Source organism: Gluconobacter cerinus (genome assembly GCF_025961355.1).
Taxonomy (GTDB): Bacteria; Pseudomonadota; Alphaproteobacteria; order Acetobacterales; family Acetobacteraceae; genus Gluconobacter; species Gluconobacter cerinus.
The window spans coordinates 3,022,669-3,038,349 of sequence record NZ_JAOQNM010000001.1 but is presented as its reverse complement, the minus strand read 5'-3'; the positions used below and the strand labels follow the sequence as shown (position 1 = coordinate 3,038,349).

10 protein-coding genes are annotated in these 15,681 nt (G+C 55.1%); 2 read left to right on the top strand and 8 right to left on the bottom strand.

Features of this window, described 5'->3' with window-relative positions; translation table 11 throughout:
- Positions 1-140: 140 nt before the first annotated feature.
- Genes M2305_RS14105 through M2305_RS14095 form a run of 3 tightly spaced genes read right to left on the bottom strand, consistent with a single transcriptional unit; the run spans position 141 to position 5,969 of the window.
- Complete coding sequence (locus M2305_RS14105; protein ID WP_264649733.1) at positions 141-1,607, bottom strand: efflux transporter outer membrane subunit; 1,467 nt, start codon at positions 1,605-1,607, stop codon at positions 141-143.
- Positions 1,608-1,609: 2 nt separating this feature from the next.
- Complete coding sequence (locus M2305_RS14100; RefSeq protein ID WP_264649732.1) at positions 1,610-2,791, bottom strand: efflux RND transporter periplasmic adaptor subunit; 1,182 nt, start codon at positions 2,789-2,791, stop codon at positions 1,610-1,612.
- Entirely contained in the window at positions 2,784-5,969 is a 3,186-nt protein-coding gene (locus M2305_RS14095; RefSeq protein WP_264649731.1) for an efflux RND transporter permease subunit, read from the bottom strand. Before M2305_RS14095 ends, M2305_RS14100 begins: the two co-directional genes overlap by 8 nt.
- 479 nt (positions 5,970-6,448) lie before the next feature.
- Here M2305_RS14095 and M2305_RS14090 point away from each other — a divergent pair, with 479 nt between their 5' ends.
- Entirely contained in the window at positions 6,449-7,354 is a 906-nt protein-coding gene (locus M2305_RS14090; RefSeq protein WP_211510534.1) for an AraC family transcriptional regulator, read from the top strand.
- 81 nt (positions 7,355-7,435) lie between these two features.
- Here M2305_RS14090 and M2305_RS14085 read toward each other — a convergent pair whose 3' ends face one another.
- The 5 genes from M2305_RS14085 to M2305_RS14065 all read right to left on the bottom strand — a co-directional run bounded on the left by M2305_RS14085 (position 7,436) and on the right by M2305_RS14065 (position 14,584).
- A complete protein-coding gene (locus tag M2305_RS14085; protein WP_264649730.1) occupies positions 7,436-9,649 on the bottom strand; it encodes a TonB-dependent siderophore receptor in 2,214 nt (737 codons plus the stop codon).
- Positions 9,650-9,910: 261 nt separating this feature from the next.
- A complete protein-coding gene (locus M2305_RS14080; protein ID WP_264649729.1) occupies positions 9,911-10,693 on the bottom strand; it encodes an AraC family transcriptional regulator in 783 nt (260 codons plus the stop codon).
- Positions 10,694-10,858: 165 nt separating this feature from the next.
- Positions 10,859-11,227 carry a cupin domain-containing protein gene (locus M2305_RS14075; protein ID WP_211513755.1) on the bottom strand — a complete coding sequence of 123 codons (369 nt, stop codon included), beginning with the start codon at positions 11,225-11,227 and terminating at the stop codon, positions 10,859-10,861.
- Positions 11,224-12,423, bottom strand: a complete 1,200-nt coding sequence (locus tag M2305_RS14070) for an MFS transporter (RefSeq protein WP_264649728.1) — start codon at positions 12,421-12,423, stop codon at positions 11,224-11,226. The genes M2305_RS14075 and M2305_RS14070 overlap by 4 nt, the downstream gene beginning before the upstream one ends.
- A gap of 85 nt (positions 12,424-12,508) precedes the next feature.
- Positions 12,509-14,584: a TonB-dependent receptor gene (locus tag M2305_RS14065; protein WP_264649727.1), complete on the bottom strand. Its 2,076-nt coding sequence runs from the start codon at positions 14,582-14,584 to the stop codon at positions 12,509-12,511.
- Positions 14,585-14,860: 276 nt separating this feature from the next.
- Here M2305_RS14065 and M2305_RS14060 point away from each other — a divergent pair, with 276 nt between their 5' ends.
- Positions 14,861-15,601 (top strand): helix-turn-helix transcriptional regulator, encoded by a 741-nt coding sequence (locus M2305_RS14060; RefSeq protein WP_264649726.1) that lies wholly within the window; start codon positions 14,861-14,863, stop codon positions 15,599-15,601.
- The last annotated feature ends 80 nt before the right edge of the window (positions 15,602-15,681 follow it).

Below are 15,681 nucleotides of genomic sequence, written 5' to 3'. Positions count from 1 at the left end.
AAATGATAATTACTCTCATTTACGTTTGTTACGGAAGGTTTGTCATTGGGAGAGTTATGACAAACGATATCGAACATTTTCGTAAATGGCGGCAAAATCGGGAATTTCGCCGCCAAGGAAGGTCGAAAAAGAAGGAAGCGCTACAAAACGTGGTTGATCATGGCGTCCTTACGAGCCGGAAGGGTCTCGTTCCATCCGCCTCCAAGCGCTTTGTAGAGTGTTACCGTATTAGACATCTGCTGAAGATGGGTCGTGATCGCTCCAAGCTGAGCACTATAGAGTGTTCGTTGTGCGACGAGCGTATCGAGATAGGGGTCATAACCCCCTTTAAAACGCGCGAGTGCGAGTTGATACTGGCGGCCACCAGCCTGAACCAAGGCGTTCTGCGCATGCAACTGCTCCAGGTAGGTGCCTCGCCCTGCTAAGGCGTCAGCAACTTCCCGGAATGCAGTTTGCACCGTCTTCTCATACCGTGCGATTTCTTCCTTCTTACGAGCCTTTGCCTGGTGGAGCTCTGCTGTCAGACGCCCGGCGTCAAACAGTGGAAGAGTGATCTGAGGGGCTACGTTCCAGGCACCCATCCCACTTTGGAACAGGCGAGTGATATTGTTGCTCGCCGTACCATTCGCCGCAGTAATCTGGATTTTGGGGAAAAACTCAGCTCGCGCCGCTCCGATATCGTCATTCGCCGCCCGCAAAACCTGCTCTGCCGAAAGGATGTCAGGCCGACGTGCAATCATGTCTGAAGGAAGTCCTTCTGGAACATCCGGAAAAGGCACCACATCCTCGAGGGCAGCCTTATGTTCCAGATCGGCACGCACAGAAGGCGTCAGAGGTGTGCCGACCAGGAGTTCAAGCTGGTTCATCGCCTGCTCGCGCTGACGCGTGTAGATCTGAAGATTGGTTTCCGCGTCCCGCAGAGCAGCTTCTGCCTCGGCAACATCAAGTTGAGTTCCGGTGCCGACATCGGCTGTCTGCTTGACCAAATTATAAGTGTGACGGCGGTTCGCAAGGACGTTCTGTGTAACCAGAAGGGCCTGATTGTTAGCGACCCAGTTGAGCATTGCTGTCGAAACACTTGCAATGAGGCTGAGGCGCATACTCTCACGCCCTAGTTCATCTGCAACATACCGATCAAACGACGCACGAGAGGCGGACCGGATACGTCCCCACAGATCGACCTCATAAGCCGAGACACCAAACCCCACGGCATATTGCCGCATGTAGAACGGACCATTCCCCTGTGACAGGCTCCATATCCTGGAATTCATTTTCTGAACATTCGCACCCGCCGTCCCATTCAGCGTTGGGAACAGGGCAGCATTTTCAATGTCGAACTGCGCGCTGGACGCTTCTACCTGATGCTGGGCAATCTGAAGGTCCCGGTTATTGGCCAGAGCCGTCTCGATCAGCGATTGCAGAACGGGGTCGCGATAAAATGTACGCCAGTTCTCAAGACTGCCCCCATCCTTAGCCGCCACATCGGCGGCTTTATTGGGCCACGCGGTTGCCACTGGGGCTGCAGGGCGATGATAGTCCGGAATCATCGTGCAGCCGCTCAGCAGGAGCGCCAATCCAGCCGTAAGAGTTGTGGTGGAAGAACGCATCTTCACGCTCCCTTCGATCCATTCACATCATGCGGTGCAACCTGACGGCCATCTGTCAAAGCCGAGGGAGGATGCATGATCAGGCGGCTTCCTTCAGCCAAACCGGTTTGGATCTCAATCCGATCTCCATAGTCCCGGCCAACAGTCACCTTGTGAAGACGCAGTCGGTTCCCGTCTTCGACGGTGGCCACGGACAGGCCGTCCGCGTTGTAAATCAGTGATTCCGTTGGAATCAGCAGGGTCGGGGCAGGGCGTGGCAAGTCAAAATGAATGGAGCCATACACACCGGAGGCAAGCTTTCCGTCACGATTATCCAGCTCGATTTCAACTGGCAGCATCCGGCTCTCACGTTCCAGCGCATGACCGGTCCGTGTGACGGACCCTGCAAAGCTTTCGCCCGGATGGTCCGGCACAGTCAGACTGACAGGTGTACCCAACTGCACTGTACTGGCCTCCTCCTGTGGCACATGCACGCGAACACGCAGTCTATCCGTGCGAGCGATCACAAACAGGGGAACTGACTGAGCACTATCTGCACTCACAAGATCACCAACTTCCACGTTCCGTACCGTCACAACACCATCGAAAGGGGCTGTCACGGTCGTGTAGGCACGTCGTTGTGCGCTCTCTGCCAGGGCCGCATCAGCGGCCGCGCGTGCAGCATTCTGAGCCTGTTGGGTAATGCGATCCGTATCGAAGTTCTGCTTGCTCACCGCGCCGCCACCGACGAGCCCGCCAGAGCGCCTTGCCGTAACACGGGCGAGATCCAGATTGGCGCGCGCCTGTTCGGCCGCGGCCTTGGCGCGTGCTTCCTGTCGATCCAGCTCTGGCGCATGAATGATGGCCAGAACGTCTCCTGCTTTCACACGAGTGCCGATATCAACACGTCGTTCGGCAATATACCCTGATGCTCGCGCACCAATTGCCGCTGTCTCGAGAGGGGCGGTTTCTCCGGGAAGATCAAGAGAGACAGGCTTCGTCTCTCTGTGAGCAATCATGAAGCTGACATCTGGCGTCTGGTTCTGGCGCGTGTCAGCGAGGGCGCGAACCGCAATGCCGCGTTCACTATGCGTATAGATCCCATAGCCCAGCAGAAGAATAGCCCCGAGGCCGATCAAGGGCACGATGGGTGGGCCGCGCCGTTCGTCACGGACGCCGGTCGAGGATAAAACGGGTTCAGACATGACTGTATTCCTCAAGAATGCGGCTTTCTCGTTTTCTCAGGCGTGTGTAGAGCCAGGGCACTATGAAGAGCGTGGCGCAGGTGCCCATCATCAGGCCGCCAATCACGGCGCGTCCAAGCGGGGCGTTCTGTTCGCCGCCATCTCCGAGCCCCAGAGACATGGGCAACATGCCGATGATCATTGCGAGTGACGTCATCAGAATGGGGCGCAGGCGTGCCTGTCCGGCAGCGACGGCGGCTTCGACGGCACTTAAGCCCTCAGCACGTCTTTCCTTGGCAAAGGTTACAAGCAGGATCGAATTGGCGCTGGCCACACCAACACTCATGATCGCCCCCATGAGAGAGGGAACCGAGAACGTTGTTCCTGTGACGAACAGCATGAACACGATCCCGCACATGGCACCTGGAAGACCAAGAACCACCACAAACGGGTCCATGAAGGACTGGAAGTTCACGACCATCAAAAGATAGACGGCAATCGCTGCGACCATCAGGCCGATACCCAGTCGGGTAAAGGCAGAATGCATGCTTTCAATCTGCCCTTGAACGGTGATCACATTGCCCGGTGAAAGCTCTCCCCGATGGCGCGCAATGACCCGGTCAATGTCTCGGGCAATGCTCCCCAGATCACGCCCTTCCGCACTCGCATCGACATCGAGTGTCGGCTGGATATTGCTGTGTGAAATGACGTTCTGTGCCGTGCCGCGCTTGATGGTTGCGACGTTGCTCAGCAGAGCCGAGGAGTGCTGTGACCCGAGTGCGGAGGCAATGACGGTGTCGCGAAGATCACCCAGATTGTTGACCCGATACTGCGGCGTCTGGACCGCGAGTGGGTACTGGATGCCTGTTGCCGGATCGACCCAGAAATTCGGGGTTACGGTATTGGAGGATGCCAGTGACACCATCACGTTGCGCGCAACGTCATTGAGCGTCAGGCCGAGGTCCAGAGCGCGCTCACGATCAATCGCAATCGCCAGTTCTGGGGCTGCAATCTGCTGATGCAGATGGACGTCCACCAGGCCGGGAATGCGGGAGACTTCCTGACGGACTTCCTGCATGACCTTGCGGTTATTGGCTGCGTCATAACCCGAAATGCGGATATCCACCTGCGCGGGAAGCCCGAAATTCAGGATCTGGGTCACGATATCGGCGGGCTGGAAATAGAACACGCTGTCCGGGAAGCGGCGTGCCAGTTCGGTCCGGAGTGTGCGGATATAGTCGGCGGTTGGGCGATGCCCTTCCTTCAACTCCACCATGATCTGACCGTCATTTGGCCCAACGGTCGTGCCGTCGTCGAAAGGCATGGAATACCGGAATGGTACACCCATGTTATCGAGGACCAATGACCGTTCATGCTCAGGCACGACTTCACGGATGACGTCTTCAACCTGATCGAACAGGCGTTCCGTGCTTTCGATGCGCGTTCCTTCCGGCGCGCGGACATGGAGCTTGAATTCGCCGGCATCAATCGTGGGGAAGAAATCCTGCCCGACCTGAGTTGCGAGGAAACCGGCAGCCAGAACAGTCACACCTGCCAGCGCAGGAACTTTCCAGCCGCTTTCGATGAGTCCATGTAACTGACGGACGTAGCCATCCCGCAGCCGGTTAAAGCACCGATCAAAAGCAATGCCGAACCGGGTAATGACATCAGGAGGCAGCCCGGCATCGCGGCGTCGTATGGTTTGCCGTTCTTCAGACCGTAGAAGAATAGCTGCGAAGATTGGCACCAGTGTCCGGCTGATCGCATAGGAGGCGAGCATGGCGTACACAACAGCAAGGGCCATCGGTGTGAACAGGAAGCGGGACGGCCCGACAAGGAACTCTACCGACACAAATACGCTTGAGATGGCCAGTGTCGACACCAGTGTCGGCAGTGCGATTTCCGACGCACCGTTGAGCACGGCCTGTCGCAGTTCTGTTCCTTCATGGCGGATGCGATGGATATTTTCGATCGTTACAGTCGCATCATCCACCAGAATACCGACGGCAAGAGCCAAACCACCCAAGGTCATCAGATTCAGTGTCTGGCCAGTCCAGGACAGCACGGCAATCGAAGACAGGATGGCCAGCGGTATGGAGACGGCAACAATAATGGTCGAACGCCAGCTTGCAAGAAACGCGAGGATCATTGCCGCTGTTAGCAGGCCGGCGATGACAGCTTCAGATGCAACTCCGGTAATGGCCGCTTTGACGAACAGGGACTGGTCAAACAGTTCCTCGATCTTCATGCCCGCCGGGGCTGCTGCACGCGTAACAGGAAGAACCTGATTACGAATGGCGTTTACAACACTCAGCGTCGAGGCATTTCCAGCCTTCATGATAGAGAGCAGTACGGAGCGGCGACCTTCGCGGCGCACCACATTCTGCTGCACGGCCGTTCCATCGCGGACCTGCGCAACATCCGCAATACGAACGATAGCGCCAGTCTTGGGGTCACGCTTGAGGGGAACATCGTTCAAACGCGCTGCGACGTCTGGCATGCCGTTCATACGCACGTCGTATTGGGTGGCTCCGAATTTCACCGTTCCGCCGGGCAGCGTCAGGTTCTGCACGTTGATGGCATTGGAAACATCCAGCGGCGTCAGGCCGACACCCGCCAGCTTGGTCTCATCAATATCCACCATGACCTGACGGATCTTTCCGCCATAGGGCGGGGGCAGCATTGTGCCGGGAATAGGGGCGAGCTGCTGACGGATACGGTAAATGCCATAGTCATACAGTTCACTCTCCGTCAGCTTCTCCGAAGAGAGGGAAAGCTGCAGAACCGGCACACTGGAAGCGCTGTACTGCATGATGATTGGCGGCTGAATGCCGGGGGGTAGCAGGGCGCGGATTGAGTTTGTAGCCGAAACAGTTTGGGCTACGGCAAGATCCACGTTTACGCCCGGCTGAAAATACAGCTTTTGCAGGACCAGCCCCGGTGTCGTCTGGCTTTCGATGGTCCGTAGATTGTTGACGAAGAAGCTTTCGGAAAACTCTGTATAAGTACTGATCCGCTTCTCGGTCTCGGCTGCATCCAGGCCGTCATAATACCAGACGACGGTGACGACCGGGATATCGATGTTCGGAAACACATCGGTAGGCGTTCTGAAGACGGCCGTGATGCCCAGAAGCAGGATGAGTACCCCTGCGACAAGGAACGTGTAAGGCCGTCGTAGCGCAAAGGCGACGATCCCCATTGAATATCTCTGTTCAGATGGCTTTGGAGCACGGAACCCGCACCCCGCTTGTCCGGCACAATCCATGTGCGGACAAATCGGCAAGCTTTTCGCCATGACATGATGCCGCGCCGCGTTTGCCGTCTTCTCACCGGAAACAACGTTCTCAGGGAAGGAGCATAACCGCCGCGGAAGGCTTGGGCGGATCATGCAACTCCGCGCGCAACATCCGGTAGAGCAATCCAATCAGATGATTGCACAATCCTGCCATATCGAGCTGCAGGCAAGGACGTGAAATAAAGCCAATAGCCCCTAAAGCGACATCAAAAGTGGGTGCAGTGCCATAATGGATTAGAACGAAACTTCAAAAAGATGCCTGATTCGATCATATCCTTGCACAATCCGACCAAAGCCTCACACTGCCCTTATGGGCGGATCAGGCATGCCCCTAAATGTGCAATACCCAAACGACTGACTGAAAAAATCGGAAATTTCGCTTCATGCAGGATATTCTGTCACGGCTTCGAGACACGATCGACCGCCATTGCGTCGAACCAACGACCCGCTCGGTTGTGCCGGGCCTGCTGCTCTTTCGTGCCGATGCCCCCACGACACCAATGGATGTGGTGTACGAACCCCGCTTTTGTGTGATCGTCCAGGGGTCAAAACAGGTCATGCTGTGTGACAAGGTCTTCGATTATGATGCCAGCAAGTATCTCGTAACGGCCGTTGACCTTCCCGTTACCGGGCAGGTGACACAAGCCACGCATGAAAAGCCCTATCTGGCGCTCTGCCTGGCTCTGGACCCTGCGCAAATTGCTGATTTGCTACTCGAAATGAAGGATGCCTTTCCCATCAACGGGACGACATGCCCATCCTGCATGACGGTCAGTGCACTCACCCATGAAATACTGGATCCAGTGACCCGCCTCGTAGGACTGTTGGAAAATCCGGAAGACATTCCCATTCTTCAGCCCGCCATCCTCCGCGAACTGCTGTATCGATTGTTGCAGGGGCCTCAAGGCTACGTTCTGCGGCAGATTGCCACCGCGGGGACAAATCTCTCCCAGCTCAATCGGGCGATTGGCTGGATACGAACGCATTACGCAGAATCTTTCGACATTGCATCTGTTGCGAAAATTGCCGGGATGAGCCCTTCGTCATTTCATCGGCATTTCCGGGCAGCCACGATGATGAGCCCCTTGCAGTATCGCACGCGTCTTCGCCTTCAGGAGGCGCGCCGCAGGCTGCTCAGTGCCACGGTCGATGCTGCTGAGGCCGGATTTGCAGTTGGGTACGACAGCCCGTCCCAATTCAGTAGGGAGTACCGGCGCATGTTTGGGGTTCCTCCCGCACGGGACGCGCAACGCCTTAAATATGCGGGAGACGGAATGCTTCCAGCTTAAGGAGAAAGCTTAACACATGACGGTATGAGCCTTTTGAAAGGGGTTGCCAGAGACTATTCTGGCAACCTTCTTCGTAAGGAATTACCAGCTATACCCTATGCTGGCCTGCGCATTCCGGCGCTCGCCATAGTAGCAATATTGTCCGTCTGCACCGTACGCGAAGCAGTTCGCGATATATTTCTTGTCAAAGAGATTGCGAACGCTTGCAGAGGCTTTCCAGCCGTGAAGCGAATGAGACATGTTCGCCAGATCATAGCTCACGGACGCATCGAAGAGAGCATATTGGGGAAGCCAGACGCTGCCATATGTTGCTTCACCGCCGTAGGTTTTCGCGGAATAGCGCATACCACCACCAAATCCGAACCCCTTCAAAGGCCCGGAGGGCATTGTGTAGAACGCGAAGAGGGAGGCATTGCCTTTGCCAGACTGGATCAATGGCTTCCCTGTTGAATCATCCTTGATCTTCTGGAAACTCACTGCGGCTGTCAGCATGAGGTTACGGAACGGCTCGGCATGGGCTTCAAATTCGAAACCGTCCGAGTGAACAAGTCCGCTCTGCACACTGTACCCTGTGTTCGCAACCGAGACGAGCACGTTGCTCTGCTCGATATGGAATCCCGCTGCGGTCAGCAGGATGGATGTTCCAGGAAGCTGATATTTCACGCCACCCTCAAGCTGCTTGCCCATAGATGGATTGGCCTGGCGAACGGTCGCACCGCCATCGTTGGAAACAGAGCCTGACTGCGGCTGAAAGGACGTTGAATAGCTGATGTAAGGTGAGAGGCCGAAGTCAAAGTGATAAAGACCGGAAGCACGCCATGTAACCTGGCTTGAACTCTGGCGGCTGTCAGAAGGTGTCAGAGACTCAACCTGATGCGAGCGATACCAGTCATTGCGAATACTTCCCGTAAGGATCAGCCGATGCCAGCGGATTTCATCCTGACCATACGCGCCGATCTGATGAGAATGCGTGACATAGTTCAGATACGGGGACAGGTCCGGAATGACCATGTGATAATCGGGATGAAGCACATCCAGATCCGGAGCATCGCCATAGGCTTCTGTGTCATTGGCCTTTTGCTGCATATAGTCGAAACCGAACATCAGGGCATGCCGCAGCGGGCCGGTGCGGACGCGACCTTTGACCTGGCTGTCAAACGCCAGATTATAGGTGTGTTCGTGCGTTCCATATGCAGAGCGGGACAGCATTTGCCCACTCGTACCGTCATCGCTGTCGTAATAGCCATTGTTATACACGCTGCGATAGATGGTCTTGATATCATCGTAGCGGCCACGCGTGCTGAAGCTCCAGTCATCGTTGAAGCGATGATTGAAAATATAGGTAATTGCGCCCTGTTTGCGGTTGAATTTTTCTGATGGGACATCCCCGTCATAGAAATTCCGGGGCAGATAGCCGTAGGAAGCGCGTTTGAGCGACCCAATCAGCGGCACGCCGCCATAAGAACCACTCTCAGGATCGTACTGGTAGTTACCCAGCAAGGTGAGGGTGGTCGGGCCGTCGCCTCCAAAGGTAAAGGCCGGGCTAATGCTGAAGCGTCGGCTACCGGTTCTGCTGAGCTGGGTATGCTGGCCGTTTACTGTGCCATAAAGCCGGTAGCGAACGAGACCGTCCTTGGTCGCAAATCCGCCGACGTCAGCATCCACACGATACAGATCGAACATGCCGCCAGTTGTGTTGACGCTACCATAAAACCGCTGATCCGTTGGCAATTTGCTGGATAACGCTGTCAGACCACCTGGGCTGGACTGCCCATAAAGAGCAGAAGCTGGCCCTTTAAGCAGCTCAACGCGATCCAGCCGGAATGTGTCGGTCTGGGCGACGGCAAAGCCGGTTGGGCTGTCCTGAAACTTCAGTCCATCCAGAAAAGTCGGCACTGTGAAGCCACGAAGATCGAAGAGATCATACCGAGTACCTTCACCGCCCCGCGTATCCGCTGTAACGCCTGCTGCGTAGCGCACGGCCTGATTCAGTGTCAGAACACCGCGTGCATCCATTTCGTCACGGGTGATGACTGTGACGGACTGCGCGGTTTCAACAAGAGGTGTGTTTGTTTTTGTAGCGGAAGAGGCAATGGTTGAAGACTTGCGAGCATGAACCTCAACCCGTTCAACCCTTGCGCTCCGTGCTTTGGCATTGTCAGCGCTTTCTTGAGCCGGGGCAGGCGCCCCAGACTGCTGCGGATCCTTGGCTTTATTCTCCTGCTCAGCCGCGAAAGCCGTATCGCTCAAAATGAGGGAGAAAAGAACCGTGTAGACTATCCTGCTGCGCTGCATACCCAACTCATTTCGTTACCGGCTCGTGCTGGTTGCGAGGCAGAGACCGGCTTTATTGTTAAGAATGATACTTAATTGCGCTCCTAGACATCTTCGGAAACAGCTTCAAGCAGCCAGCGCGCAGTTGGCCCAAACGCAACTAAATAAGGCCCGATCACTGGTAACGGGTCACTTTCAGAGCGGAAAAGAAACGGTTTGTTACCGATTTTTGGCTGTGGAGGAGAGGAAGGCTCGAACAATCAGGTGTGGTAACCCGATGCTTTATAGCCGCGCAGCCATAGGCGAGCTGGCTCTCAGCTCGCGCGGGGAGACACCAAAAGTTCTGTGAAACATGCTGCTGAAGCTACTGGCATTATCGTAGCCTAGATCGAAGGCGACTTCGGCAATCGATTGGCCCGTCGCAATTCGGGAAGCGGCTTCCACAACCCGTACTCTCCGTCGCCATGCCGCGAAGCCCATACCCATTTGAGACTGAAAGAGGCGGGTAAAAGTACGCCGCGCCATACCGGCTTCGCGAGCCCAGTGATCGATGTCGCGACAATCTCCCGGCTTGGCGATAATCGCTTCACAGACCCGCCGCATACGAGGGTCGGCAGGCAGAAGCACGCGTTCGGCGAGCCGTGGTGCGCGCTCCACTTCATCGATGAGAAGCCCGGCAATCGTTGACATGCGGCTGTCCATGGCAAACTCAAAACTCATAGCAATGATCTCGTCCATCAGACCCCGTATCAAGGAAGATGCATCAAACATCTTGCATGGAAGCGTGCCCGCGCCGGGAAAATCAGGATCAACATAGATGACCTGAAACGACAGGTCAGTGCGGCAGGTGGCTTGATGCAGCGTCTGGGAAGGAAGCCAGAGCGCTTGTCCGGGCCGAAGGACGAAGCTTTCCTCATGCGTAGTGACTGTCACACTCCCTGCCATGAACACGGATAGCTGTGCCCGCTCATGTGTGTGGAAGCCATCTACGAAACCGCCGGCATAATAATCTGCAAAACCGACAACGGGAGGTGGGTTTGCAGGTAAATCGGCGGAACGCTTCATAGTGTTATGATCTGGGCCCGTCTTTGCGAGAGCATCTTTCGCAAAGATTGGCCACGGCTCCTCTGACGCTGGACGTACGAATTGGCAGTAGCGGCATAGAATGTCCGATCAAGAACCTGCCGCCAGAACGTGAAAGCCTAGTTGTCCGTCGTCGTTAGACTTTTATCAAGAGGCGGCATGATGGCGGTTGCCCTCATGATTGGTAATGAACATCAGAGTGACCGAAACGGGCGCATCCTGCCGATGCCAGGTCTTTCCCGGAACAACCAGAACGTCACCCTTTCTGGCTGTAGAACTGACCTCGCCCTGTTCGGTTCGAAGTGTCAGCGTAGTTTCTCCTTCGACCACAAGAAGAAATTCATCATTTGGATGCTCTTCCCAAGGGGTTGAACCTTTGAAACGCAGTAGTCCCACGTCATGGGCTCCAAAAGGGAAAAGCATCTTCAGCCCGTTTGTGGAAACCGTTTCTGTCTTTTTGCCAATATCAATAAGTGACAGATCGGCAGCTTCTTTGGGGAGATTGAATATCGTCATGAATGTCTCATGTGTTTGAAAAATTGTTTGGAAGGCTCAGTGCCCTCACATAAGCCTGCGAGTTTTCTGGCCGACGTCACGACAAGCAGCAGCGCGAACGCGCCAGCGATCCAGGCCACCAGAAACGTTCTGCTGTATCCGATGACTGAGGCCAAAGGCGCGATCGACATGCCTGCGAGGACGTTCGCCAGACTTTCTCCACACTGAAGAAAGCTGTAGTCCGTTCCTGGCCGCTCTTCTGAAGACCAGTTCATCAGTGCGGCCCAGACGGAGACGTAAAAGCCTCCATCAAGGAAGTTTTCTATGCCAAGACCGGCATAAAGAAGTACTGGCGTTGCCATCCCCCCGGCTTGCAGACACACCAAGGTTCCAAGTAGCAAAGTGGATGGCCAGATGAGCAGGGCGACAGCGCGACGGCAGCCCAAAAACCTGACTGCCGGGAAGCCGATAACCGCGCCACCGAGGGCGCCACAGATGATGTTGGACATCTGAAGTGTTCCGGCAAAATCCAGACTGAAAGATCGGTCCATCAGCCAGGGCTGAAGCAGCATCGCGAGCGCTGAACTTGCAAATTTGAAGGTAAGCGCCATCAAAAGCGCCCACCGAAAACCCGGTTGCCGGAAAAGATCCACAAGGCGAGAGGGCTTCTGGAATACCCTGATAGGCTCGATGCCGGCTCTTAATGGCAGAAGTGCGAGCCACAGGATGAAGAGTTCACATGCCATACTCCACATCGCACCGGACCAGCCAAGCCGCTCATAGATGAACAGTGATCCTGCACCACCAACCACCATGCCCAGAAGAAATGAAATGACCTGTAAGGCATTCGCCAGCCCTGCGTTGCGCCCCTTCATGTGCGAAACGGCGCACGCATTCGTAAAAATATCCTGAGTGGCAAAAATCGTGTTCAGAAGCAGAATGCCTGACAGAGCCAACAGAAAGTGATGCTCAGGTGAGGCGAAGCCCAGAAGTAGGCAGACCACGATCGCTGACATATGCGTCCATAAGGCGAGGGCCCCATAGCCCCAACGTTTGCCAGCATTGTCAGCAATACCGGACCAGAAGCATTTCAGCGCCCACGGCAGAAACACCAGCCCTGTCAGGCCGATATCCTTCAATGGCGTCCCGCTATGGCGCAAAATGGTTGAAAATGCGTTGAAAGCCAGTCCCGCAGGGATACCCTGCGAGCCATACATGAGCCCGATTGCCAAAAGCCGCGTTAAGATCGTTGTCCTGGTTTCAGAGTGGTCACTCCGACAGAGATAGGATGCGCTCTTCATGTCAGAAATTTACCCCAACACGGAAGCCAAGCTGACGCGGGTTGGCGGCCACGACGTACCCACCCGACAGGCCACGCGTAAAATAGCTCGAATTGGTTAGATTGTGGCCGTAAAGCGCGACATTCCAATGCTTCCAGCGTTTCTCGATTTGCGCATCCATCAGGATGTAGGGTGCATTCTGAATACTGCTACTGGGATAGAGGGTTGTTCGTCCACGCCTGACCACGCTGGCATTGACGGTCCATCCCGGAACGGGATGCCATTCGCCTAAAAAACCGAAATTGCTTCTTGGAGTCCCAGCCATCTGTTTGCCGCTGTAATCTGAGTCACCGAAGACGAAGCGATCATATGCGGCGTAGGTCAGCCCAAGGAACGCGTTAAGCTGAAGTGTATTGAGTGGCTTCCAGTGTGCGGTTGCTTCCACCCCACGTGAGTGGGCGGTACCAGCCGTCCCGATAAGGGATTCTCCCGCACCATTGGTGGCCGAGACCTGCAAATTTGAGAGGAAATTCGCAAATCCGGTTGCCTCTACAGACCATCGACCGGTGAGATCTCCAAGGCGGTAGCCCAGTTCCAGATTATTGCCGTAACTGGAAGCATACGGCGCCGAGACGGTACTGCTGTAGGAACCGTAAGGGCTATAATTTGGCGGCAGGAAGGAGCGGGAGTAACTCAGCCAGCCGAACTGGCTCAATTGACCAGAAGGTTGAGGATTATACTCGACTTTAAGGCCCGGAAGCGGAGCGGTCTTGGAGAGTGTCTGACGAGGAAGGCTGTCCTGCATGCTATACGCATAAGGCGTGTCCCCGCTCATGGAGCTTGTCCAGTTGCTGAGCGAACTATCGACATGCTCGATACGCAGCGATGGCACAAGGCGCCAGCTCTTCGAGAAATGCCACCCTAGTTCCCCCATAAAGGCAACATTGGCTGTTCCCAACGTCGCAGTTGTACGGCTGGCATAATAGGGCGACATGTCAAAGGTATAGGGTGCCCAACGCTTAGCCTGCTGCCCGTAAATCCCGCCTTTCCAGTCCAGTGTTCCTGAACTCCCGGAGAGCATGACAGACCCGCCAATCTGACGTGTTGGTAGCGTGAAGCCAGAGTTGGCAGAGAAAACAGAGTAGGGGTTGCTATAACGCCAATCGGTAGAGGCTCCTCCGAACGTAACGTCCAAAATCAGGCGCTGACTGAAGCGTCGATGATATTGTGCTGAACCAATGAGATATTCGGTATCATTCACGCCTTCCGACGTGTTGTAAGAGACATGATTTCGGGCATGTTGTGGCGTTTCGAAAAAGTCGTTACCGCCATGGTTCAACATATGGTGCAGGCTGAAGCGCCATTCTCCGCCAGCACTATCCTTATGCAGCAGTTTGATGCGGCCAAACCAGCCATGCCAGCCGCCAGTATCTCGACGGTTCAGAGCCTGATTGTGAATGTAACCATCGGCGGTTTCTCCTCCCACGGAAAGGCGGAGGCTGGTGGATGCATCAATCGGAAGGTCGCCAGAAAATGTTGCTCTTTTGCGATTTCCCGTTCCGTACTCGAAGTCCAATGCCCCGCCGAGACGATTTCCAGGGTCTCGCGATTGCGCAGAAACCATGCCCCCAAATGCGTTGATCCCTTCTGTCAATTGAGGGCCGCGCATGACATCCACATTGCTGAAATCAAACATCTGCCCCATGGCAAAGCTGGGAACAGGTATGCCGTCGATCAGGACGGGCGTGTAGAGAACCGGCCCTTCATCCTCCGTGCCGCCAAGTCCTCGTACCATCAGAACCGGATTGTTGGGCGTTGTATTGGTAAATGACAGGCTCGGGACACGTTCGGCAATATCCCCCAAAGTCTGCATTCTGTATGCCTGAATGTCCTGTGCAGACAGATGCGTTGTGCTCGTGGGGTTCACGAAAGCGGCGCGCTTACCCCAGACGGTCAGGGCCTCTTTTGCAGCGATACAGGATGTCTCCGGGCTATCGTCGCCGGGCTTATGAGTGCACTTCACCGCAGGGGACGCGGCCGCCCATCCAGGGACAGGTAATGCCGTCAGCGCCGTAAAGACGAAAGCCAGTGAACTCACGCTCCGCAAACGGACGCTGCTCCTGAGCCATGGAAGGGAAAGGTTTTCTTTCATGAAGCGGGATGATAATAATTCTCATTATCTCCGCTACCCGGATCAGTCTGTTTACCCCGATCGGACAGGAAAGACCGCGCCGTGATGGCAGAAGTCAGTTCAACTCAGGTTCATCAACCACACCCCGACCGGGTAGCAGGCACATCTCTATTGCATCCGCATTCCTGCGGATTTGCTGGTGGCCTTCTCACAAGTGGGTTTCTGGCTTCCGAAGCGGGGGCGTTGAATGGCTATTTTGATGAACCAGGATCAACCACCCGCTGTACTGTCATCCTCTCAGGGGCATGCAGTATGAAGGCAGCTGGTCAGGTGCATCATTTTCAGGCCTGCGATCTTATTATGGCGCGCACCTCCGCTGAGTCTTTCACCTTCGAGAACAGTGCTGAATTCTCAGCTCTTGAAATTCACGTACCATCGCCACTGCTGGAGCAGATGCAAATCGAGCACCTCCCCAGAATTCAGAGGCGATCTCTCGAACTTCAGGATCCGGCTCTGAAAATAGCCAAACAACTCTTTGGCTATTTGCGAACTATTCCTGCTGCGCAGTCCCCTGAAGCTCTCGTGGGGTACGGATTAGCGATAACCATGCTTGGTTATGCGTTTACGACGCAGAAAACAGCTCGTTCGCAGTTAACGGCCAAAACAATCCATGGATTGGAAAGTGCTCGTAAAGCGCTTCTGGCGCGTCTTGACCAAGCTCCGACAATCCCACAGCTTGCGACACTCTGCGACCTTAGTCCCACGCGTTTTAAAGAACTGTTCAGCCGACAGTACGGCTGCGGGCCCTATACGCTGTATCAATCCCATCGGATGGAATACGCACGAAGCCTTTTAGAGCGTTTGAACGTAACAGAAACGGCGATGGAACTTGGATACAGCAACGTCAGTCATTTCAGCGCTGCTTTTCAGAGAAAATTTGGATATCTGCCAAGCAGAATGAAGCGACCGCATTCTTGCAAATAAAGAATGTCATCTTCGACTTGCACGAAACTGATTTAGTAAATCTTACTCTTTAGTCTTTGAATATTAAGAACCTCCCAGCC